The organism is Pseudomonas sp. FP1742 (assembly GCF_030687145.1).
Lineage (GTDB): Bacteria > Pseudomonadota > Gammaproteobacteria > Pseudomonadales > Pseudomonadaceae > Aquipseudomonas > Aquipseudomonas frederiksbergensis_D.
In genome coordinates, this window is the sequence record NZ_CP117460.1 from 1,834,717 (window position 1) to 1,855,627 (window position 20,911).

Annotated in this window: 22 protein-coding genes, 1 pseudogene and 1 riboswitch; of the genes and pseudogenes, 18 read left to right on the forward strand and 5 right to left on the reverse strand. The window is 60.1% G+C overall.

Going from position 1 to position 20,911, the window contains the following annotated elements; genetic code table 11:
* Nucleotides 1–251: 251 nt before the first annotated feature.
* The 4 genes from hda to PSH64_RS08260 all read left to right on the forward strand — a co-directional run bounded on the left by hda (nucleotide 252) and on the right by PSH64_RS08260 (nucleotide 3,185).
* Nucleotides 252–956 carry a DnaA regulatory inactivator Hda gene (gene hda, locus PSH64_RS08245; protein ID WP_007898944.1) on the forward strand — a complete coding sequence of 235 codons (705 nt, stop codon included), beginning with the start codon at nucleotides 252–254 and terminating at the stop codon, nucleotides 954–956.
* Between the two features lie 226 nt (nucleotides 957–1,182).
* Nucleotides 1,183–1,809, forward strand: coding sequence for a C40 family peptidase (locus PSH64_RS08250; protein ID WP_105339778.1), 627 nt, complete (start codon nucleotides 1,183–1,185; stop codon nucleotides 1,807–1,809).
* Between the two features lie 165 nt (nucleotides 1,810–1,974).
* Nucleotides 1,975–2,511, forward strand: coding sequence for a C40 family peptidase (locus tag PSH64_RS08255; RefSeq protein WP_305480416.1), 537 nt, complete (start codon nucleotides 1,975–1,977; stop codon nucleotides 2,509–2,511).
* Between the two features lie 11 nt (nucleotides 2,512–2,522).
* Complete coding sequence (locus tag PSH64_RS08260) at nucleotides 2,523–3,185, forward strand: O-methyltransferase (RefSeq protein ID WP_305480417.1); 663 nt, start codon at nucleotides 2,523–2,525, stop codon at nucleotides 3,183–3,185.
* Nucleotides 3,186–3,305: 120 nt separating this feature from the next.
* Here the strand turns inward: PSH64_RS08260 and PSH64_RS08265 are convergent, their stop codons facing one another.
* Together PSH64_RS08265 and PSH64_RS08270 are read right to left on the reverse strand one after the other, a co-directional pair.
* Nucleotides 3,306–4,619, reverse strand: a complete 1,314-nt coding sequence (locus PSH64_RS08265) for a sorbosone dehydrogenase family protein (protein WP_305480418.1) — start codon at nucleotides 4,617–4,619, stop codon at nucleotides 3,306–3,308.
* Nucleotides 4,620–4,687: 68 nt separating this feature from the next.
* Entirely contained in the window at nucleotides 4,688–5,272 is a 585-nt protein-coding gene (locus tag PSH64_RS08270; RefSeq protein ID WP_305480419.1) for a hypothetical protein, read from the reverse strand.
* 154 nt (nucleotides 5,273–5,426) lie between these two features.
* Nucleotides 5,427–5,661: riboswitch (cobalamin riboswitch) on the forward strand.
* Nucleotides 5,662–5,742: 81 nt separating this feature from the next.
* Between PSH64_RS08270 and cobO the strand changes: the two genes are divergently transcribed.
* From cobO to PSH64_RS08335, 13 genes are all read left to right on the forward strand, one after another.
* On the forward strand, nucleotides 5,743–6,354 hold the full coding sequence (gene cobO / locus PSH64_RS08275) for a cob(I)yrinic acid a,c-diamide adenosyltransferase (protein ID WP_007936078.1): 612 nt from the start codon (nucleotides 5,743–5,745) through the stop codon (nucleotides 6,352–6,354).
* On the forward strand, nucleotides 6,351–7,733 hold the full coding sequence (locus PSH64_RS08280; RefSeq protein WP_305480420.1) for a cobyrinate a,c-diamide synthase: 1,383 nt from the start codon (nucleotides 6,351–6,353) through the stop codon (nucleotides 7,731–7,733). The genes cobO and PSH64_RS08280 overlap by 4 nt, the downstream gene beginning before the upstream one ends.
* Nucleotides 7,730–8,380: a 5,6-dimethylbenzimidazole synthase gene (gene bluB, locus PSH64_RS08285; RefSeq protein ID WP_105339773.1), complete on the forward strand. Its 651-nt coding sequence runs from the start codon at nucleotides 7,730–7,732 to the stop codon at nucleotides 8,378–8,380. Before PSH64_RS08280 ends, bluB begins: the two co-directional genes overlap by 4 nt.
* Nucleotides 8,377–9,285 carry an adenosylcobinamide-phosphate synthase CbiB gene (cbiB, locus tag PSH64_RS08290; RefSeq protein WP_105339772.1) on the forward strand — a complete coding sequence of 303 codons (909 nt, stop codon included), beginning with the start codon at nucleotides 8,377–8,379 and terminating at the stop codon, nucleotides 9,283–9,285. Before bluB ends, cbiB begins: the two co-directional genes overlap by 4 nt.
* Nucleotides 9,278–10,270, forward strand: coding sequence for a threonine-phosphate decarboxylase CobD (gene cobD / locus PSH64_RS08295; protein WP_305480421.1), 993 nt, complete (start codon nucleotides 9,278–9,280; stop codon nucleotides 10,268–10,270). The genes cbiB and cobD overlap by 8 nt, the downstream gene beginning before the upstream one ends.
* Nucleotides 10,267–11,718: a cobyric acid synthase gene (locus PSH64_RS08300; protein WP_305480422.1), complete on the forward strand. Its 1,452-nt coding sequence runs from the start codon at nucleotides 10,267–10,269 to the stop codon at nucleotides 11,716–11,718. Before cobD ends, PSH64_RS08300 begins: the two co-directional genes overlap by 4 nt.
* A gap of 140 nt (nucleotides 11,719–11,858) precedes the next feature.
* Nucleotides 11,859–12,380, forward strand: a complete 522-nt coding sequence (gene cobU / locus PSH64_RS08305; RefSeq protein WP_305480423.1) for a bifunctional adenosylcobinamide kinase/adenosylcobinamide-phosphate guanylyltransferase — start codon at nucleotides 11,859–11,861, stop codon at nucleotides 12,378–12,380.
* The gene (gene cobT, locus PSH64_RS08310) at nucleotides 12,377–13,432 is read left to right on the forward strand and encodes a nicotinate-nucleotide--dimethylbenzimidazole phosphoribosyltransferase (protein WP_305480424.1); all 1,056 of its coding nucleotides are present in this window, start codon (nucleotides 12,377–12,379) and stop codon (nucleotides 13,430–13,432) included. Before cobU ends, cobT begins: the two co-directional genes overlap by 4 nt.
* Nucleotides 13,429–14,004 (forward strand): alpha-ribazole phosphatase family protein, encoded by a 576-nt coding sequence (cobC, locus tag PSH64_RS08315; protein ID WP_305480425.1) that lies wholly within the window; start codon nucleotides 13,429–13,431, stop codon nucleotides 14,002–14,004. The genes cobT and cobC overlap by 4 nt, the downstream gene beginning before the upstream one ends.
* A 2-nt stretch (nucleotides 14,005–14,006) precedes the next feature.
* Complete coding sequence (locus PSH64_RS08320; RefSeq protein ID WP_305480426.1) at nucleotides 14,007–14,735, forward strand: adenosylcobinamide-GDP ribazoletransferase; 729 nt, start codon at nucleotides 14,007–14,009, stop codon at nucleotides 14,733–14,735.
* 70 nt (nucleotides 14,736–14,805) lie between these two features.
* Nucleotides 14,806–15,210, forward strand: coding sequence for a MarR family winged helix-turn-helix transcriptional regulator (locus PSH64_RS08325; RefSeq protein WP_105339765.1), 405 nt, complete (start codon nucleotides 14,806–14,808; stop codon nucleotides 15,208–15,210).
* A gap of 52 nt (nucleotides 15,211–15,262) precedes the next feature.
* Nucleotides 15,263–16,471, forward strand: a complete 1,209-nt coding sequence (locus PSH64_RS08330) for an MFS transporter (protein ID WP_305480427.1) — start codon at nucleotides 15,263–15,265, stop codon at nucleotides 16,469–16,471.
* On the forward strand, nucleotides 16,468–16,590 hold the full coding sequence (locus tag PSH64_RS08335; protein ID WP_280523847.1) for a hypothetical protein: 123 nt from the start codon (nucleotides 16,468–16,470) through the stop codon (nucleotides 16,588–16,590). Before PSH64_RS08330 ends, PSH64_RS08335 begins: the two co-directional genes overlap by 4 nt.
* 207 nt (nucleotides 16,591–16,797) lie before the next feature.
* On the opposite strand, the gene PSH64_RS08345 is transcribed toward PSH64_RS08335, so the two are convergent.
* From PSH64_RS08345 to PSH64_RS08355, 3 genes and pseudogenes are all read right to left on the reverse strand, one after another.
* Nucleotides 16,798–18,066 (reverse strand): OmpP1/FadL family transporter, encoded by a 1,269-nt coding sequence (locus PSH64_RS08345; protein WP_105339763.1) that lies wholly within the window; start codon nucleotides 18,064–18,066, stop codon nucleotides 16,798–16,800.
* Between the two features lie 146 nt (nucleotides 18,067–18,212).
* Nucleotides 18,213–18,695, reverse strand: a complete 483-nt coding sequence (locus tag PSH64_RS08350; protein WP_007936111.1) for a hypothetical protein — start codon at nucleotides 18,693–18,695, stop codon at nucleotides 18,213–18,215.
* Nucleotides 18,696–19,102: 407 nt separating this feature from the next.
* Nucleotides 19,103–19,215: pseudogene (locus PSH64_RS08355) on the reverse strand (phosphatidylcholine/phosphatidylserine synthase); the annotation flags it as partial.
* 495 nt (nucleotides 19,216–19,710) lie between these two features.
* Here PSH64_RS08355 and PSH64_RS08360 point away from each other — a divergent pair.
* Nucleotides 19,711–20,760, forward strand: coding sequence for a hypothetical protein (locus PSH64_RS08360; RefSeq protein WP_305480428.1), 1,050 nt, complete (start codon nucleotides 19,711–19,713; stop codon nucleotides 20,758–20,760).
* Nucleotides 20,761–20,911 lie beyond the last annotated feature (151 nt).

Sequence of the window (20,911 nt, forward strand, 5' to 3'; positions counted from 1 at the left end):
GGGCCGTGCCTGCTGTTGTGCAGGGCTGCGTTGCTCGAAGCTTATTTGGAATGACCAAACCACGCTTCTCGCGCCTTGCCCTGCACAACAGCAGACACGGCGCGGCGGGAAAACCAATTGAGAACGCCCCCTAACGCAAACCTTTGATTTTGCTTGTGGTCTGTCGCATTGTGCGGTCAGCTTCACGGGTATAAACTTCGCAAACTTTACACAGAGGCCACTAACGGTTCCTTTGGAACTGTTCAGTCAGCATGAAACCGATTCAGCTGCCCCTAGGTGTGCGTCTGCGTGATGACGCCACCTTTATCAATTACTACCCAGGCGCCAATGCCGCTGCACTCGGCTATGTCGAGCGGCTCTGCGAAGCCGATGCCGGCTGGACGGAAAGCCTGATTTACCTCTGGGGCAAGGACGGGGTAGGGCGCACGCATTTGTTGCAGGCGGCGTGCCTGCGCTTCGAGCAGTTGGGAGAGCCCGCGGTGTACCTGCCGTTGGCCGAGTTGCTGGATCGCGGCATCGAAATCCTCGACAACCTCGAACAATACGAACTGGTCTGCCTGGACGATCTGCAGGCAGTCGCCGGCAAGGCGGATTGGGAAGAGGCGCTGTTTCATCTGTTCAATCGTCTGCGTGACAGCGGTCGGCGTCTGCTGATTGCTGCGTCGACATCCCCGCGCGAACTACCGGTGAAGCTGGCGGACCTCAAGTCTCGGCTGACACTGGCGCTCATCTTCCAGATGCGTCCGCTTTCTGACGAAGACAAATTGCGTGCCTTGCAGTTGCGTGCTTCCCGTCGTGGCCTGCACCTGACAGACGAAGTCGGGCATTTTATCTTGACCCGTGGTACCCGCAGCATGAGTGCGCTTTTCGAGCTGCTTGAACGCCTCGATCAGGCCTCTCTTCAAGCTCAGCGCAAGCTGACAATCCCGTTCCTGAAAGAAACCCTGGGTTGGTAAAAAACCTGGCGAGACTCAGGTTTTTCGCGGGTTTCGGCATATTCCAGGCGTCAGAAAATCCGCTTTCCTACAGGGCTGCAGGCTGCGCGAATGTCTAGAACGGGCTTAAGCGCTTAGATGCTAACGAGAAACCGATAAGTCACATAAAGATCGATTGAATTTGCAAATGAAGTCGATAGCGGGCATAGTCTCGGCTTCTTTACAACTATCAGCCACGGTCGTGCCCATGCTAAATCGCTTCGCACCCCTCGTGCCTCTCGCACTCGTCACCCTGTTGTTCGGTTGCGCTGCTCACTCTCCAGTGTCTCAGCAAGAGCAACAACAGCGGGTTTCAAATTCAGTTACCGCGCAGTCTTCTTCCGTTCTTTTCCAGGAAGAGCTGGCCACCAATAAAGAACTGGCAGACTTCGCCGACGGCAAGTCGTACCAGCTTCCGGTTCTGGCCGACAGCATCCTCGAACGTGGCATGTCCCTGATCGGTACCCGCTACCGTTTCGGCGGCACTTCCGAGGCAGGCTTTGACTGCAGCGGCTTCATCGGTTATCTGTTCCGTGAAGAAGCCGGCATGAACCTGCCGCGCTCCACCCGCGAAATGATCAACGTTGATGCTCCGCTGGTTGCTCGCAGCGCCCTCAAGCCGGGCGATCTGCTGTTCTTCGCCACCAATGGTCGTCGCGGTCGTGTCAGTCACGCCGGGATCTACGTGGGTGACAACCAGTTCATCCATTCCAGCAGCCGCAAAAGCGGTGGGGTCCGGGTCGATAGCCTGGGCGACAGCTACTGGAGCAAGACCTTCATCGAGGCCAAGCGCGCCCTCGCGATGGCCCCGACAATGGTCACCGCACGCAAGTAAACGTACGACTTGTAAGGCGAAGTTAAAGTCTTACTTGAAGTTTGCTGCGTAGCCGCTAGAATCCTGATCTATTATTGATGGCAAACCGCCTGCGTTCTGCGCAGGCGGTTTTCTTTTCTGTCGTTTCGACAGAAAAAGCCGCAGCCAGATCAGGATGTTCTGTTTATGACGATGTCGGCCCGCCTCGCACTCATGTTCTTCGCAGCGCTGCTCAGCGCCTGCGCCAGCCGCACACCGCCACCTGCGCCGGTGGTTCGCGCGCCGATTGTTTTCGGTTCCTCCCAAGCCTTTTCCCCTGCGGCAGAAGACGTGCTGTTTCGCGCGCTCGGTCTGGTGGGGACACCTTATCGCTGGGGCGGCAACACGCCGGATTCCGGGTTCGATTGCAGCGGGCTGATCGGTTACGTCTATCGCGACGTCGCAGGCATTTCCTTGCCGCGCTCTACACGCGAGATGATTGGCATGCAGGCTCCCAACGTCGGCAAGGAAGGCTTGCAAACCGGCGACCTGATCTTCTTCGCCACCAATGGCGGCTCCCAGGTCAGCCATGCCGGAATCTACGTCGGCGAAGGGCGCTTCGTCCACGCGCCTGCCACGGGCGGCACGGTCAAGCTGGACAGCTTGTCCAAAGCTTACTGGCAGAAAGCTTATCTAAGCGCCAAGCGCATCTTGCAACCCGAGCACTTGGCACATAATCCATAGCGGAGGTTGTCATGACCGCTCGCACGCTCAATCTCGACGATTCCCTTTACCAATATCTGCTCGACGTTTCCCTGCGGGAGACGCCGCTGCTCAAGCGCCTGCGTGACGAAACCCAGGCGCTGCCCATGGCTCGCTGGCAGGTGGCCCCAGAGCAAGGGCAGTTTCTCGCATTGCTGGTCAAACTCATTGGCGCCAGGCGGTTGCTGGAAGTCGGCACCTTCACCGGCTACAGCGCCTTGTGCATGGCGGCGGCATTGCCGGATGACGGTTCGCTGATCTGTTGCGATCTCCCTGGCGATTACAACGCCACCGCCCGACGGTACTGGCAGGAAGCAGGCGTGGGTGGGCGAATCGATCTGCGTCTGGCACCTGCGTTGGAAACCCTCGAACAGCTTGAGCAGCAGGGGCAGGGTGAGCACTTCGATCTGATTTTCATCGATGCCGACAAGGCCAACTATCCGGCTTATCTGGAGCATGCGCTGCGTTTGCTGCGGGTCGGTGGTCTGGCGGTGTTCGATAACACGCTGTGGAGCGGGCGGGTGCTTGAGGCCAATCCCGAGAGCGAAGACACCCGAGCCATCCAGGCGCTCAATCGTGCCTTGAAGGATGACTCGCGGGTGGATCTGTCGTTGTTGCCGCTGGGCGATGGCCTCACGATCTGTCGTAAACGCTGATCCCCTGTGGGAGCGGGCTTGCCCGCGAAGGCGTCGGCACATTCAACATTGATTTAGCCTGGCCTGCCGCTATCGCGGGCGAGCCCGCTCCCACAGGGTTTTCATGTTGCAGTCATCCCATTATTTGGCCGCGCTAACGCGCCACACCTTGTTTCCCACATCATCGGCCACCAACAGGCCGCCCTGCTGATCGATCACCACGCCCACCGGCCGGCCCATGGCTTTTTCCTCGTCGTTGAGGAAGCCGGTGAGCACATCCACCGGCTGTCCGCTCGGTTTGCCGGCGCTGAACGGCACGAAAATTACTTTATAGCCGCTGTGTGGCTTGCGGTTCCAGGAGCCATGCTGGCCGATGAAGGCTCCTTGAGTGAACGGTGCGGGCAGTTTGCTGCCTTCGGCAAACGTCAGGCCCAGGGACGCGGTATGGGGGCCCACCGCGTAGTCCGGTGCAATGGCCTTGGCGACCAGATCAGGGTTTTGCGGCTCGACGCGAACATCGACGTGTTGCCCGTAATAGCTGTAAGGCCAGCCATAGAACCCGCCGTCCTTCACTGAAGTGATGTAGTCCGGCACCAGGTCGCTGCCGATTTCGTCACGCTCGTTGACTGCGGTCCACAGTGCGCCGCTCTGAGGCTCCCAGGCCAGGCCGTTCGGGTTACGAATCCCGGAAGCGAAGATCCGATGGTTGCCGGTGGCGCGATCCACTTCCCAGATCGCCGCGCGACCTTCCTCCTGATCCATGCCGTTTTCGCCGACGTTACTGTTCGAACCCACGGTGACGTACAGCTTGCTGCCGTCCTTACTGGCGATGACATTTTTGGTCCAGTGGTGATTTCGCGTGCCGCCCGGCAAATCGACCACTTTGATTGGCTGTGCCTTGATCGCTGTCTCGCCGTTTTCATAGTGAAAACGCAGCAAACGGTCGGTGTCGGCGACATACAGGTCTTTGCCAACCAGGGTCATGCCGAAAGGCGAGTTGAGGTTTTCCAGGAACACCGTGCGGGTTTCGGCGACGCCGTCGTGGTCCTTGTCCCGCAGCAGAGTGATGCGGTTCGGGCTGGGGACGCCGGCACCGGCGCGGCCCATGACTTTGCCCATGATCCAGCCGCGAATGCCTTTGCTGTCATCGGATTTGGCCGGCGCGTTGGTTTCGGCCACCAGTACGTCACCGTTGGGCAGCACGTAGAGCCAGCGCGGATGCTCGAGGCCTTCGGCAAACGCTACTACTTGAGTGCCTGCGGCGGCGACGGGTTTTTTACCTTGAGGCCAGCCGATCGCCGGGGCGATGTTCACCGTCGGGATCAGGGTTTTGTTCGGTTCTGGCAGCTTGGGCGACGGTCCGGTGCCGTCCGAGACTTGCAGGCTGGAGGTTTCACCACAGGCGGCGAGCCCTCCGGCGAGCGCGATGATGAACACGAGCTGGGGTTTGCGCATTACTGATCTTCCCTATGAATGCATTGACGTAATCATAGAGAAGCGTAGCTGCGTGATGGTTCAACCGGTCAGCCGCGGGCTTCCTTGAACAGCACGGCGATCCCTGGGTGGTAGTTGCCGGCCTCATTGCGCAACTTGCGGTAGGCGTAAGGGAAATACCAGGCCACGGCGCAGGTGTGTTCCTTTTGCAGGTCGTCGAGCATGTCCTGGAGTTCTTCCGGGGTGGCGCTGTGCTGGGCTTTTTGCGGGGCGACAAACAGGCAGCCGAGTTTCAGGTCGCTGGCGTAGCTGATGCGCTTCGCGTCGCTGGTGATGTCCGCCAGTGCCTGGGTCAGGTTCAGGCTATTGACCCGTGGCCAGCGCTGGGTGGCCTGCAGGTAAGCGCGTTCTTCGCTGGTAGCGATAAACAGATCGGCGCGGGCGTTGCGTTCGCCTTCTTCGGTCTGTTTGCGCGACGGTGTTTGCTGCAGCGTGACCATTTCCGCCATCCAGGCTGCGGCAGAGAGCAGGCCGAGGTTGGCGCTTTCGTCGTACCAGTAAGGCGTATCGTTATCGCCGCGCACGGCGTTGTAGCGGTCGATACAGTCAAACCAGCGTTCCAGCACCGGGCGCAGGAATTCCAGCTTCGGATTGCTGATGATCATGCCTTGCATGTGGCTCACCCTTGTTATTGTGTTATGAGGTTGTGGCTCTTTGATATCACTGCTGGCAGTGTGGCACAAGATTGGCGTCAGTAAATTGATCGACGGCAGTTATTCGCTCACTGGTGTCCCGTCTTCAATTGACGCTCCACCCCCAACCCTCTAACCTTCGCGGCTTGTTTCAGGTGCTCTGTGGCCTTGGTCGACAGAGTGAAACAGGGAAGCCGGTGAGTGAGTTTCTTCAAGCGAAGAACGATCACGATCCCGGCGCTGCCCCCGCAACGGTAAATGAGTGAAGACTGTGCCTTGAGCCACTGTGTCGACTGTCGACATGGGAAGGCGCGCAGTTGGCCCCGCGCCGCTCATGAGCCCGGAGACCGGCCTGATCCATCCAAGCGGCATCACGGTGGGCGATGCCAGGCTTCTTGCCGTCTATTCTTGTGCCTGCCCGCCGTTATCCAGCCTCAACGGAGAGCTCCCCCATGACTGATACCCCCGATCGTGACGAACGCCATCTGGCGCGCATGCTGCGCAAAAAAGCCGTGATCGACGAACGCATCGCCAACTCGCCGAATGAGTGCGGCCTGCTGCTGGTACTTTCCGGCAACGGCAAAGGCAAGAGCAGTTCGGCGTTCGGCATGCTCGCGCGCTCCATGGGCCACGGCATGCAGTGCGGCGTGGTGCAGTTCATCAAGGGGCGCAGCAGCACCGGCGAGGAGCTGTTCTTCCGGCGTTTCCCGGAGCAAGTGCGTTTTCATGTGATGGGCGAGGGCTTCACCTGGGAAACCCAGGACCGCCAGCGTGACATCGCCGCCGCCGAGGCCGCGTGGGCGGTGTCCCGCGAACTGCTGAGCGATCCGTCCATTGGCCTGGTGGTGCTCGATGAATTGAACATCGCCCTCAAGCACGGTTACCTCGATCTGGATCAGGTGCTCAGCGACTTGCAGGCCCGTCCGCCGATGCAGCATGTGGTGGTCACTGGCCGTGGCGCCAAACCGGAGATGATCGAACTGGCTGACACCGTCACCGAAATGGGCATGATCAAGCACGCCTTCCAGGCCGGGATCAAAGCGCAAAAAGGCGTCGAGTTGTGATTCAGCCACGTCATTGCCCGGCGGTACTGATCGCCGCGCCGGCTTCCGGTCAGGGCAAGACCACCGTCACCGCCGCGCTCGCCCGTTTGCATCGCAATCAGGGGCGCAAGGTGCGCGTGTTCAAATGCGGCCCGGACTTTCTCGACCCGATGATTCTCGAGCGCGCCAGCGGTGCGCCGGTTTATCAACTGGACATGTGGATGGTCGGCGAGCAGGAAAGTCGTCGTCTGTTGTGGGAAGCCGCTGGCGAAGCCGATCTGATCCTCATCGAAGGCGTGATGGGGCTGTTTGACGGTACGCCTTCCAGCGCCGACCTAGCGCGGCATTTCGGCGTGCCGGTGCTCGGCGTGATCGACGGCACCGCCATGGCGCAGACGTTTGGCGCGCTGGCCCTGGGCTTGGCGCGCTATCAGCCGGATTTGCCGTTTGCCGGCGTATTGGCCAACCGGGTCGGCACCGTCCGGCATGCGCAGTTGCTCGAAGGCAGCCTGACGGAAGGCTTGCGCTGGTACGGCGCGCTGTCCCGGGAAACGGGGATCGAATTGCCGAGTCGGCATCTCGGCCTGGTACAGGCCAGCGAATTGAATGATCTCGATCTGCGCCTCGATGCGGCGGCTGACTCACTGGCCAGCAGTTGCGACGTGGCACTGCCGCCGGCCGTGGAATTCGCCGCGCCTGAAATGATCGCGGCCGAACCGTTGCTGGCCGGTGTGCGGATTGCCGTGGCTCGGGACGAAGCTTTTGCGTTTACCTACGGCGCGAGCCTGGATCTGCTGCGGGCCATGGGCGCCGAGTTGTCTTTCTTCTCGCCGATCCGCGACTCCGAATTGCCGGAAGCAGACAGCCTGTATCTGCCGGGCGGTTACCCTGAATTGCACCATGTGGCGTTGTCACAAAACACACCCATGCTAAACGCCATCCGCGCTCACCACGCGGCGGGCAAACCGTTGCTGGCCGAGTGCGGCGGCATGCTGTACCTGCTGGACTCGTTGACCGATGTCGAGGGTACTCGCGCTGAACTGGTCGGTTTGTTGGCCGGTGATGCGGTGATGCAGAAGCGGCTGGCTGCGTTGGCCTTGCAGGCGGTGGAATTGCCGGAAGGTTTGCTGCGTGGGCACACGTATCACCACTCGTTGACCAGCACCGAGCTTGAGCCGATTGCGCGTGGCCTGAGCCCCAATGGCGGGCGAGGGGCAGAGGCGGTTTTTCGCGAGGGGCGGATGACGGCCTCTTATGTGCATTTTTATTTTCCGTCCAATCCATCGGCGATTGCTGCGCTTTTTGTGCCGGACCTTGATGCCGCCTTCGCGGGCAAGCCCGCTCCCACATTGGATCACCTAAACCCTGTGGGAGCGGGCTTGCCCGCGAAGAGTCCATGACGGACAACGCCTTTTCCGAAGCCGAACGCGCAGCCGTCTACCGAGCCATCGGCGAACGCCGCGACATGCGTCACTTCAGCGGCGGCACGGTCGAGCCCGAGTTACTGCGGCGCCTGCTCGAAGCCGCACATCAGGCACCGAGTGTCGGCCTGATGCAGCCCTGGCGGTTTATCCGCATCAGCGACCGTGCGCTGCGCGGCAAGATCCAGCAACTGGTGGAAGAAGAACGCATCCGCACCGCCGAAGCCCTCGGCGAGCGCTCCGACGAATTCATGAAGCTCAAGGTCGAAGGCATCAACGATTGCGCCGAGGTGCTGGTTGCCGCGCTGATGGATGACCGTGAACGGCATATCTTCGGTCGGCGTACGCTGCCGGAAATGGACATGGCCTCGCTGTCCTGTGCCATCCAGAACCTTTGGCTGGCGTCCCGCGCCGAAGGCCTGGGCATGGGCTGGGTGTCGCTGTTCGAGCCACAAGCCCTGGCGGATTTGCTGGGTTTACCGAGCGGGGCCAAGCCGTTGGCCGTTCTTTGCCTGGGGCCGGTCAAGGAATTCTATCCGGCGCCGATGCTGGTACTCGAAGGCTGGGCGCAGGCGCGTCCGCTCAACGAGTTGCTGTATGAAAATTATTGGGGAGTGAGTCAATGAGTGTGGCGTTGTTGAGTGTCGCCGCGGTCGCGCTGGATGCGCTGCTGGGTGAGCCCAAACGCTGGCATCCGCTGGTTGGGTTCGGTCGTTTTGCCGATCGCATCGAGCAACGTTTCAACTCTGGTGGTCGCGGCTGGCGCAGTCACGGCGTGACGGCCTGGGTGATGGCGGTGGTGCCGCTGACCTTGCTGGTCACCGCGCTGTCCTGGGCACCTTACGTTGGCTGGATCGTCGAGATTCTCGCGCTCTATTGCGCGCTTGGCATGCGCAGCCTCGGCGAGCATGTCGAGCCGGTGGCCAAGGCCCTGCGCAGTGATGATCTGATCGAGGCGCGCGAACGCGTCGGCTATCTGGTCAGCCGTCAGACCAGCGAACTGGACAAAACCGAAGTCGCCCGCGCCGCCACCGAATCGGTGCTGGAGAACGGCAGCGATGCGGTGTTCGCCGCGCTGTTCTGGTTTGCCGTGGCGGGGGCGCCTGGTGTGGTGCTCTATCGTCTGAGCAACACCCTGGATGCGATGTGGGGTTATCGCAACGATCGCTTCGAGCGTTTCGGTTGGGCCGCAGCGAAGATCGACGATGTTCTCAACTACATTCCCGCACGCCTGGTGGCGTTGACCTACGCACTATTGGGCAAAACCCGACTGGCGCTGAAATGCTGGCGCACCCAGGGGCCGACCTGGGACAGCCCGAATGCCGGGCCGGTGATGGCGGCTGGTGCCGGTGCGTTGGGTGTCGAGTTGGGCGGGGCGGCGATTTATCACGGTGAATTGCATCAACGTCCGCAACTGGGCGAAGGCGTGCCGGCGGATGCCGATTCCATCGACCGTGGCTGGCAATTGGTCCAGCGCGGGGTATGGTTATGGCTGCTGATTCTCTGCGTGGGGGCTGAATTCTATGCTTGAGCACGGTGGCCGGTTGCGCAAGGCGGCACTTGAATACGGTATCGCCGAAGCCGATTGGCTCGACCTGTCCAGCGGCCTGGCGCCCTGGCCATTTCCGGTGCCGGACATTCCGCTGCGGGCCTGGGCGCGGTTGCCGGAAACCGATGATGGTCTGGAGCAGGCCGCCTGCGACTATTACGGTGCGGCTCAGGTGTTGCCAGTGGCTGGTTCGCAAATGGCGATTCAGTTGCTGCCGCGTTTGCGCCGGGCCGGCAAGGTCGGCGTGCTGTCGCCGTGTTACGCCGAACACGCCGAAGCCTGGCGTCGTAACGGTTACGTCGTGCGTGAAGTGCTGGAACAGGAAGTCGACTTCTTTCTCGACAGCCTCGACGTGCTGGTGGTGGTCAACCCGAACAATCCGACGGGCCTGAGCCTGACCCCGGCTCGCCTGCTGGATTGGCATTCGCGGCTGGCCCAGCGCGGTGGCTGGCTGGTGGTGGACGAGGCGTTCATGGACAACACGCCGCATTTGAGTCTGGCGCCGTCCACCAACCAGATCGGCTTGATCGTGCTGCGCTCCTTCGGCAAGTTTTTTGGCCTGGCCGGTGTGCGGCTGGGATTTGTGCTGGCCGAGCGCAAGTTGCTCAAACTGCTGGCCGAACAAGTCGGGCCCTGGGCGGTCAGCGGGCCGACGCGAGTGCTGGGCCAGGCTTGCCTGACGGATACGGACGGGCACACCCGACAGCGCATTCGCACTGACGAGGCTGGCGAGCGTCTGGCGTCGTTGCTTGAGCAATACGGCTTCAAGCCTCAGGGCGGCTGCGCGTTGTTCCAATGGTTGATCACCGAGCACGCTGAAGCGCTGCATGAGTTCATGGCCCGGCGCGGCATTCTGCTGCGGTTGTTCACCCACAACAGCAGCGTGCGTTTTGGCTTGCCAGCGGAGGAAGCGCACTGGTCGCGCCTCGAACAAGCCCTGCAAATCTATGCCAAGGAAAACCCATGACAACGTTGATGGTGCAAGGCACCACGTCGGACGCCGGTAAAAGCACGCTGGTGACTGCGCTGTGTCGCTGGGTCACGCGCCAGGGTGTGCGCGTCGTGCCGTTCAAGCCGCAGAACATGGCCCTCAATAGCGCGGTGACCGCCGACGGTGGCGAGATCGGTCGCGCTCAGGCGGTGCAGGCCCAGGCTTCAAACCTTGAACCGCACACCGACATGAACCCGGTGCTGCTCAAACCCAACAGTGATACCGGCGCCCAAGTGATCATCCATGGTCGCGCCGTCACCACCATGAATGCTGTCGCGTATCACGACTACAAAGCCATCGCCATGCAAGCGGTGCTGGCCTCCCATGAGCGGCTGAGCGCGGCGTATCCGCTGGTGATGGTTGAAGGGGCGGGCTCGCCGGCCGAGATCAACCTGCGCGCCGGCGACATCGCCAACATGGGGTTTGCCGAGGCGGTGGACTGCCCGGTGGTGCTGATTGCCGACATCAATCGCGGTGGGGTTTTCGCGCATTTGGTCGGTACGCTGGAGCTGCTGTCGCCGAGCGAACAGGCACGGGTCAAAGGCTTCATCATCAACCGCTTTCGCGGCGACATCGCCTTGCTGCAACCAGGGCTGGACTGGTTGGAGGCGCGCACCGGCAAACCGGTGATCGGCGTGTTGCCTTATGTGATGGACCTGCATCTTGAGGCCGAGGATGGCCTTGATCAGCGTCAGGCCAACAAGGCCGACCAGGTGCTAAAAGTGGTGGTGCCGGTCCTGCCACGCATCAGCAACCACACCGATTTCGATCCGCTGCGCCTGCATCCGCAAGTGGACCTGCAATTCATCGGCCCTGGCCAGGCGATTCCGCCGGCCGACCTGATCATTCTCCCTGGCTCGAAAAGCGTGCGCAGCGACCTCGCCTACCTGCGGAACAACGGCTGGGACACGGCGATCTCGCGGCACTTGCGCTATGGCGGCAAAGTGCTGGGGATCTGCGGCGGTCTGCAAATGCTCGGCGAGCAGGTGCATGACCCGCTGGGCCTTGAAGGCGCGCCGGGTTCCAGTGCCGGTTTGGGTTTGCTGGCGTTTGAAACCCGGCTCGAAGAAGAGAAGCAGTTGCGCAATGTACGTGGGCGTCTGGCGCTGGAGGATGCACAGGTCAGCGGCTATGAAATTCATGCCGGCGTGACCACCGGGCCGGCACTGGAAAACACTGCTGTGCAGCTGGACGATGGTCGCTGCGATGGCGCGCACAGTGTCGACGGGCAGATTTTCGGTACGTATCTGCATGGCTTGTTCGAGTCACCGGCAGCGTGCAGTGCACTGTTGCGCTGGGCTGGTTTGCAGGATGTGCAGGAGGTGGATTACCACGGGTTGCGCGAGCGTGATATCGAGCGGTTGGCGGATCTGGTGGAGAAGCATCTGGATACCTCGCTGTTGCGTGAGCTCTGCGGGTTTTAGGGTGAATGTGCTGGCCTCTTCGCGAGCAAGCCTGCTCCCACATTAGAAAGTGTGTTGCCTGAAGAAGCGCGGCCCACTGTGGGAGCGGGCTTGCTCGCGAAGACGGAAGCCGCCTCACCGCACATTTGAAGGAATGAACCATGCTGCAACTGATCCTCGGCGGCGCCCGTTCCGGCAAAAGTCGCCTGGCTGAAAAACTGGCGACAGACAGTCGGCTTCACGTCACCTACATCGCCACCAGCCAGCCCCTGGACGGTGAAATGAACGAACGGGTGGCCCATCACCGCGCCCGTCGTCCAGTCGAGTGGGCATTGATCGAAGAACCACTGGAGCTGGCCCGCGTGCTGCGCGAAACCGCCAGTGCCGACCGTTGCCTGTTGGTCGATTGCCTGACGCTGTGGTTGACCAATCTGCTGATGCTCGACGACGCCGAGCGTTTGTCGGCCGAGCGCGAAGCCCTGCTGGACTGCCTGGCGTCGTTGCCGGGTGAAATCATTTTTGTCAGCAACGAGACCGGAATGGGTGTCGTGCCGCTGGGCGAATTGACTCGCCGCTATGTCGATGAAGCCGGTTGGCTGCATCAAGCCTTGGCCGAGCGCTGCCAACGTGTCGTCCTGACCGTCGCCGGCCTGCCCCTGACTTTGAAAGGAACTGCGTTATGACTCACTCCTGGTGGCTGAACCCGTGCAAGCCGAGCGACGCGCAAGCGGTCGAACAGGCGCAGGCGCGACAACAGCAACTGACCAAGCCTGCCGGCTCCCTCGGCCAGCTCGAAGCGGTGGCGGTGCGACTGGCCGGGTTGCAGGGGCGGGTCAAGCCGACCCTCGAGCAACTGTGGATTGCGATTTTTGCCGGTGACCATGGCGTGGTTGCCGAAGGCGTGTCGGCATTTCCGCAGGAAGTCACCGGGCAGATGCTGCACAACTTCGTCAGCGGCGGCGCGGCGATCAGCGTGTTGGCGCGGCAGTTGGGGGCTTCCCTTGAAGTGGTCGACCTCGGCACCGTTACGCCGTCGTTGAATCTGCCGGGTGTGCGGCACCTGAACATCGGCCCGGGCACAGCGAACTTCGTTCAGGGCCCGGCGATGACTCAGGCCCAGGGCGAACTCGCCTTGCAGGCCGGTCGCGACAGTGTGCAACGCGCCATCGCAGCAGGTGCGCAGTTGTTCATCGGTGGCGAAATGGGCATCGGCAACACCACGGCGGCCAGCGCGCTGGCCTGTGCCTTGCTCGATTGCCCGGTGGTGCATCTGGCCGGACCGGGCACCGGTTTGAACGCGGCGGGTGTCAGCCATAAAGCCCAGGTTATCGAACGGGCCCTGGCGTTGCATGATGCTCAACGGGGTGATGCGCTGCACACCTTGTTCAACCTCGGCGGTTTCGAAATCGCTGCACTGGTCGGCGCGTATCTGGCCTGTGCTCAGGAAGGCGTCGCGGTGTTGGTCGACGGGTTTATCTGCAGTGTCGCCGCGCTGGTGGCGGTGCGTCTGAATCCGGCCTGCCGGGAGTGGTTGCTGTTCGGTCATCGCGGTGCCGAGCCGGGCCATCGTCATGTGCTGGAAACCCTGAACGCCGAACCGTTGCTGGACCTCGGCCTGCGGTTGGGCGAGGGCAGCGGTGCGGCGTTGGCCGTGCCCTTGCTGCGTCTGGCCTGCGACCTTCATGGGCAGATGGCAACATTCGCCGAAGCGGCGGTGGCGGACCGCCCGGCATGACCTTGCGCCTGGACCTGTTGCGTCATGGCGAAACCGAGCTCGGTGGTGGTCTGCGCGGCAGCCTTGACGATGCGCTGACCGGCAAGGGCTGGGAGCAGATGCGCGCGGCGGTGGTCGAGCAGGGGCCTTGGGATCGTTTGGTCAGCTCGCCGTTGCAGCGTTGCGCCCGCTTCGCGCAAGAGCTTGGGGCGCAACTGTGTTTGCCGGTTCAGCTGGAAAAGGATCTGCAAGAGCTGCACTTCGGCGCCTGGGAGGGGCACAGCGCGGCGGCGTTGATGGAAACCAGCGCCGAGGCATTGGGCTTGTTCTGGGCCGACCCCTATTCGTTCACACCGCCCGACGGTGAGCCGGTGGCGGACTTTTCTGCGCGAGTGTTGGCGGCCATCGAACGGCTGCATGCGGCCTATGCAGGGGAGCGAATCTTGCTGATCAGCCATGGCGGCGTCATGCGCTTGTTGCTGGCGCAAGCGCGCGGATTGCCGCGTGAACAGCTGCTCAACGTTGAGGTTGGCCATGGCGCGTTGTTCTCGCTGTCGGTCGAACCCGGCGTCTCGTTAAGGGAAGTGATCTGATCATGTTGCCGTTCCGGATCGCCCTGCAATTTCTGAGCAGCCTGCCGATTCGTCTGCCGGGCATGCCGACGCCCGAGGAGTTGGGCCGGTCGTTGTTGTTTTATCCGCTGGTCGGTTTGCTGTTCGGCGTGATTCTGTGGGGACTGAATTGGCTATTGCTGGGTACGCCATTGTTGCTTCACGCCGCGCTGCTGCTGAGTGTTTGGGTCGTGCTCAGCGGTGCGTTGCACCTGGATGGCCTGGCCGATAGCGCCGATGCCTGGCTCGGTGGTTACGGCGACCGCGAGCGAACCCTGACGATCATGAAAGACCCGCGCAGCGGGCCGATCGCCGTGGTGACGCTGGTGTTGGTGTTGCTGCTCAAGTTCGCCGCGTTGCTGGCGTTGATCGAGCAGCACAGCGTGGTGCTGATCATCGTTCCACTGATTGCTCGCAGCGCGCTGTTGGGATTATTCCTGACCACGCCTTATGTGCGTCCTGGTGGATTGGGACAGGCGCTGGCCGATCATCTGCCGCGTTTGGCCGGGAAACAGGTGTTGGCGATCAGCGCGGTGGCTTGTGTGTTGATCGCGGGCCTCAGCGGTGTATGGGCGCTCGCGCTGGCAGTGGTGGTGTTTGTCTGGTTGCGGCAAGTCATGATGCGGCGATTGGGCGGGACGACTGGCGACACTGCCGGGGCGTTGCTGGAGTTGCTGGAAGTGGCGCTGCTGGTGGGATTGGCGCTGCTCTGAATTCTCGTCCCTACGGGTAAAATGTGTCGAAAAATTTGCTTTCATTTAACCGCGGGTATATACACGCACCATGCTTCCTTCTCAATGTTTGTGCACTAACCTGCGTCGCGCCGCTCGTGGCGTCAGCAGGTATTACGACGGCGCTCTCGACGGCTTCGGGATCAACGTTGCCCAGTATTCTCTGCTGTGCAATCTGCAGCGTCTCGACCAGCCGAGCATCTCGTCTCTGGCCGAGGCCATGGGTCTGGATCGCAGCACCTTGGGGCGCAATTTGCGGGTGCTTGAGGGGGAAGGCCTGGTGACGCTGATCGAGGGCGAGGACATGCGCAATCGCATCGTCCTGCTCACCGAGACAGGGCGCGAACGTCTGGCAGCGGCCTTGCCGGCCTGGGAAGCGGCGCAGCAGCGGTTGATCGACCGTCTGGGGGCCGAGAAGCGTGAAACCTTGCTCAAATTGCTGGACGAACTGGCTTGAGGCCGGTTTGTTCGATCTTAAGCGGGTATATACCCGCTACCGGAGAACAACAATGACATCAATGTGGCGTATGTGCGGTTGGGTGCTGTTGGGGAGTGCGCTGATTCTGGCGTTGTCCCTGGGGGTGCGACACGGCTTCGGGCTGTTTCTGGCCCCCATGAGCGCCGAGTTCGGTTGGGGGCGCGAGGTGTTTGCCTTCGCCATTGCCTTGCAGAACCTGATCTGGGGGCTGGCGCAGCCGTTCACTGGTGCATTGGCCGACCGCTTCGGTGCCGCGAAGGTGGTGTTGATCGGTGGTGTTCTATATGCCTTGGGTCTGGTGTTCATGGGGCTGTCCGATTCGGCGGTGACCTTGTCCTTGAGCGCCGGGTTGTTGATCGGTATCGGCCTGTCCGGCACCTCGTTCTCAGTGATCCTCGGCGTGGTCGGCCGTGCCGTGCCGCCGGAAAAACGCAGCATGGGCATGGGGATCGCCAGTGCCGCCGGTTCCTTCGGTCAATTCGCCATGTTGCCTGGCACACTGGGGCTGATCGGCTGGCTTGGCTGGTCTGCGGCATTGCTGGTGTTAGGCCTGCTGGTGGCGCTGATCGTGCCACTGGTGAGCATGCTTAAAGATAAGCCGCTGCCGGTGCTCGGGCATGAGCAAACCCTCGCTGAAGCGCTACGCGAAGCCTGCTCCCATTCGGGATTCTGGTTGTTGGCGTTCGGTTTTTTTGTCTGCGGTTTTCAAGTGGTGTTCATCGGCGTGCACCTGCCGGCCTATCTGGTGGATCAACACCTGCCGGCTTCCGTCGGTACCACTGTGCTGGCGCTGATCGGGCTGTTCAATATCTTCGGTACCTATACCGCGGGCTGGCTTGGCGGGCGGATGTCCAAGCCGCGCTTGCTCACCGGCCTGTATCTGTTGCGGGCGGTGGTGATTGCGCTGTTTCTCTGGGCACCCGTCACACAGGTCTCTGCGTATTTGTTCGGCATGGCCATGGGCTTCCTCTGGCTGTCGACGGTGCCCTTGACCAACGGCACGGTGGCCACCTTGTTCGGCGTACGAAACCTGTCCATGCTGGGTGGGATTGTTTTCCTGTTCCATCAATTGGGCTCGTTCCTTGGTGGTTGGTTGGGCGGGGTGGTATATGACCGGACCGGGAGCTACGACTTGATCTGGCAGGTGGCGATTCTCTTGAGTCTGATGGCCGCGGCCCTGAACTGGCCGGTGCGCGAGCAGCCGGTGGCGCGTCTGCAAACCCGGATGAGTGCTGCATGAACAGCTTCTGGCCGCGGATGGCTGCTTTCGCCGTCGGCGTATTGTTGCTGGCCCTGGCGTGGTGGGGCTGGCATCAGGGTGGGCTGGGATTGATGCAGTTGGGCATGGGGACTTGCTAGCGAGCGGCACAAGGAAGTTGATCGTCAGGGCAAGGTAATCGCCATTTATCGAGCCTGGCCAAACCCGACAATCCTGGGTTCGTTGGGGGGGTGGAGAAAGCTCTGGCCTCAAAACCCTGATCGACACCCACTAAAAAGCCCCGCCTCTGTACAAGAGAGCGGGGCTTTTCAATTCAGGCGGCGAGGGTTCTGGTTCGCCGTGAATGATCAGAAGCGGTAGGTCGCGCCCAAACCGAAACCGTTCGCCCAGTTTTCATACTTGGCGCTATAAGTCTGGCGACCGTTGCTGTTGTTGACCTTGACCGACTCTTCGCGCAGGTACGAGTACGCTACATCGATGGTCAGGTCGTCGGTCGGGCTCCAGCCCGCGCCAATGCTGAAAATCTTGCGATCGCCAGTTGGAATGCGCGGGGAGCGGTTTTCGTTGTTAGTCGGTGCCTGGTCGAAGGACAGGCCGGTACGCAGAACCCATTGTTTGTTCAACTGGTACGAAGCACCGATGGCGTGAGCCCAGGTGTCATGCCAGTTCTGCTCTTCGGTGATGGTACCAAACCGGCCGTTCAGGGCAGCAGGGACACCACTGTTGTCGACGCTGATTTCTTTCAGGCGGCTCCAGCGAGTCCAGGTGCTGCCCGCGTAGAGGGTCCACTTGTCATCCAGTTGGTGAGTGAGCGAGATGTCAACCGACTCAGGAGTGGTCAGGGCCAGCGAAGCATCGTACTTCTGGCGTGGGTTCTGACCCAGAGCTCCGAGGAGGCTGTAGTTGACCTTGGTGTCGCCTTCGAGCTTGTACTTCACCTTCGAGTGGTAGGTCAGGCCGACGCGAGTGCTGTCGGTGGCTTGAACCAGGATACCGATGTTGTAGCCCAGCGCGGTGTCGTCACCCTTGATCTTGACGCTACCGTCCGGCGCGCGCGGGTTCAGCGACAGATTCGATTCGAGGGTGCCGTCAATGCGGTTGATGGTCGGACCGAAGCCGATCGACACCTTGTCGTTGAAGGCGTAGCTGACGGTTGGTTGCAAGGTCATGACTTTTACGTCGCTCTTGCTGCCGAAGTAGCGGCCGGCAAAGCCATTCTCGTAGTCGGTCACCAGACCGAAGGGCGCGTACATACCGATGCCGAATGCCCAATGATCATCGATTGGCTTGACGTAGTAACCCATCGGCACGGCGACCAGGGGAACCATGTCGCCATCGTTGCTGCCGCCGTTCGGGCGGGAGCTGGCGTGGCTGATATCAGTGTGTGCGTCAAGCAGTGCAGCACCGCCGGTTACTTGTTCGCGCTTGAGGCGAGACATACCGGCAGGGTTGCCGAAAATGGTGCTTGCGTCGTCGGCAGAGGAAGATCGCCCGGCAAAACCTGTACCCATCCCGCTGATGCTTTGTTCGTTGATGGCAAAGCCACTTGCGAAGATCTGGGTGGATGCCAAGGCAACGGCGAGGCTAATGGTGGTTTTGAGCATTACTTTTTTCATTATTAGAACTCCTGGTGATCACCGGGGCGAAAATTACCAACATTTTCGTCCGGGCGCTATAGCCCGTATCGCTTGATTTAGAGCGGTTTTGTAGGACAATCCGACCAAAATCGCGACAAGTTATGCGATCTTTGAAAGCGCGGGGATCAGCAGGCGACCTGATTCAACGATGAAACACAGGTTTGCCAGGCGTAAGTGAAGTCTCGCAGACGACCTTGCGGCTGGAAGGTCTGGCGCCAGATTCGGGCCATTCCCAGCAAGTCATCGGAGGCGGGGAGGGGAGTGTTCTGTTCTTCTACCAGCAGCCAGGCGATGGCTGTGGCGTAACGCAGGTTGACGGTCAATTCCAGGTGCGGTCCGCTGAGAAATGCATGCTGGCTGGCCAGGCCGCGAACCAGGCTCGCCCGTTCCGGGTCCAGGGCCAGGTAGTGATCCCAGAGGGCCTGGTGGCGGGGTTCGGCGATGCGGTACAAGCCGTGTCCACGGCGGTCATGCAGGGCTGAGCCAAGGGCTGACTGACTGGCGGCGATGCCCAGCAGCAGGGATTCGGCAGTCGCGCTATGGCGTCCGAGGTAGATCAATGTCGGACGGATCACATAACGGCACAGTTCGCTGGCGGCGATACCCATAAAGCCCTCGGAACATCAAGTGGTCGGCGATACCTGAAGGGGGCCTTGGCAGCTATGGATCGAATCAGGCTCGCCGGAAGCGGATCAAGCCGCTTGAGTTGAAGTGTAGTGTCATTATTTTGCTGTAAAGGACTGTTTTTAAAATATTTTCAGCTTCGAGTTATAACCGTTATATCGGTTGGTGCTTAGGCAATGGCGGCTAAAAGAGAAATACCGGGCAATAAAAGCAGCCTTACGGTCCACTGGAAACCGGGTCTTTGATATTTTCACCGTCCTTGGCCTTGAAGGCCTTGGACGGTGCAGACGGAGCCCGCTCTATGGGGATGTTTTGGGTGAAGGTGCTCAGGAACCGGCGTACGCGACGGCGACGGGTCGATGATGTAGAGGCATGGTGCAACCACGCCCTACGCGGCGGGGAAGCCCTGGATGGAGTTGTCCTTACTCTTCATATTGAGGTTGCAGAAGCAAACAGCGACGACGCCAGAATCAGCGACACGGTCAGCAGCAGGGTGCAGGCCGGGAACTTGACCGGGCATTCATAGGGATTGTTGATTTACGCGCCTTTTCATGAATATTTTTTTTCATGGATAAAATGCAGGTGCTTTCATTTGACATTTGGGATCCAATGTCTAGAATCGATCGCATGAGCCCCTCGGATGGGCCGGAAAGAATAAAAAGTAAAAGGGAAGATACAATGCATGGAAGCTATCCGTATCAGCGTATTGCAGTCTGCAATACCTTCAAATTGCACCTCGCAAAAATCATCAGTGAATTTCCCGCCTCGTCGCATTGTGCTGTGAATTATTTTGCTCGCACACGGTTTTAATTAATTTCGACCTTCATGCATCTAACAGTTTGGATTGGTGATATCCCAAACTTATGGTGCCTGGCTTGCTGTGGGTCGTTATTGGCAGATTCGTACTATCGATATTAAATAATCGAAATAGACGTTCGTCCCAAAGAAAGTTGGCTGATCAAATGGAATTCCGATTCTCGCTAAAGGAGTGGCTTGGCCATGTTTAAAAGACGCAAGCGCACCGCGCTGGATGATCCCAGTCTGGAACGTGTGAAGTTAACCCCTCAGATGCTCACCTACGATCAATTCGCCAGTCGCAGTCGTTCCCAGTACTTGCCTTATGTGATGGGTTTCAATGCCGCCAACTACTGTTCGGAATCGATCAACACCGATCGGCTCGGATTCCGCCTGGCCCATGATGCGCAAGGCCGGCCGATCAGTGTCGGCACCCTCGAGGCCAGCGCGCTATCAGAGGTGAATTTACTGGTCGGGGCCTCGTCAGCCTTGGGTTACGGGGCTTCCAGTGATGCTGCCTCGGTAGCGAGCCGCCTGTCCATGCATGATCCCGACGCTACGCCATGGCTGAATTTCGCGGGGCATACCTTTAATGCGACCCAGGAATTGATGCTGTTCGTGCTGCATGCCCATCGACTGCCCAAAGTGCGACGCATCGTGATCATGGGCGGCTTCAATACTCTGGTCATGGCGCGTCTTCCTGAGTTCATTCGAGGTGATCTGCCACCGTTCTACTTTTGCGGTGACTATTACGAAAAGTTTGATGAAATTGCTGAGGAGAATGGTGCAGAACTGCCGCCTGGCAAACTTCCAAAATGGCCAGCCGAAACGACGGAGGTTCCGCCTGTTTCGCAAACTCTGGTACGCGCTCTGCAAGACACCATGAATTGTCTGACTACCTGGAAACGACTCGCGGATTCTTTGGGTGCGGAACTTACGTTTATTCTCCAGCCCTTGGCGACTTGGGTAAGAGCGCCGTGTGCCGAAGAGCAGAAGCTGTTCAATGAGCTTGATCGGATTTCCCGGTTTGGTACCTGGCAGCATTTATATGGCGACATATCCGCTCCCACTGTCGCGGAATATTACGCCGATAGTCTGGCCAATAGTTGTCATGACTTGGGTATTCGATTTGCCAGTTTGGTCGATGATTTTAGAGAGCGTCCGGATGAAGAATGGTTATACGTTGATCGCGCGCACTTTACCGACCTTGGCAGTGATGTCGTAGCACGCGCCATTCATCGATACCTGCAATGAAAGTTTAGGAGGTTCTATGTTGAAGCGAATTCGCAAGGCACTTGGTTCTTTGTTCAAGAAAAAGAAAAAAGCCAAGAAGAAAAACAATTCCTCCATATATCCAATGCACTGATGAAGACTAATAGGCAAATCTTTTCCAGCTTCCTCGGGG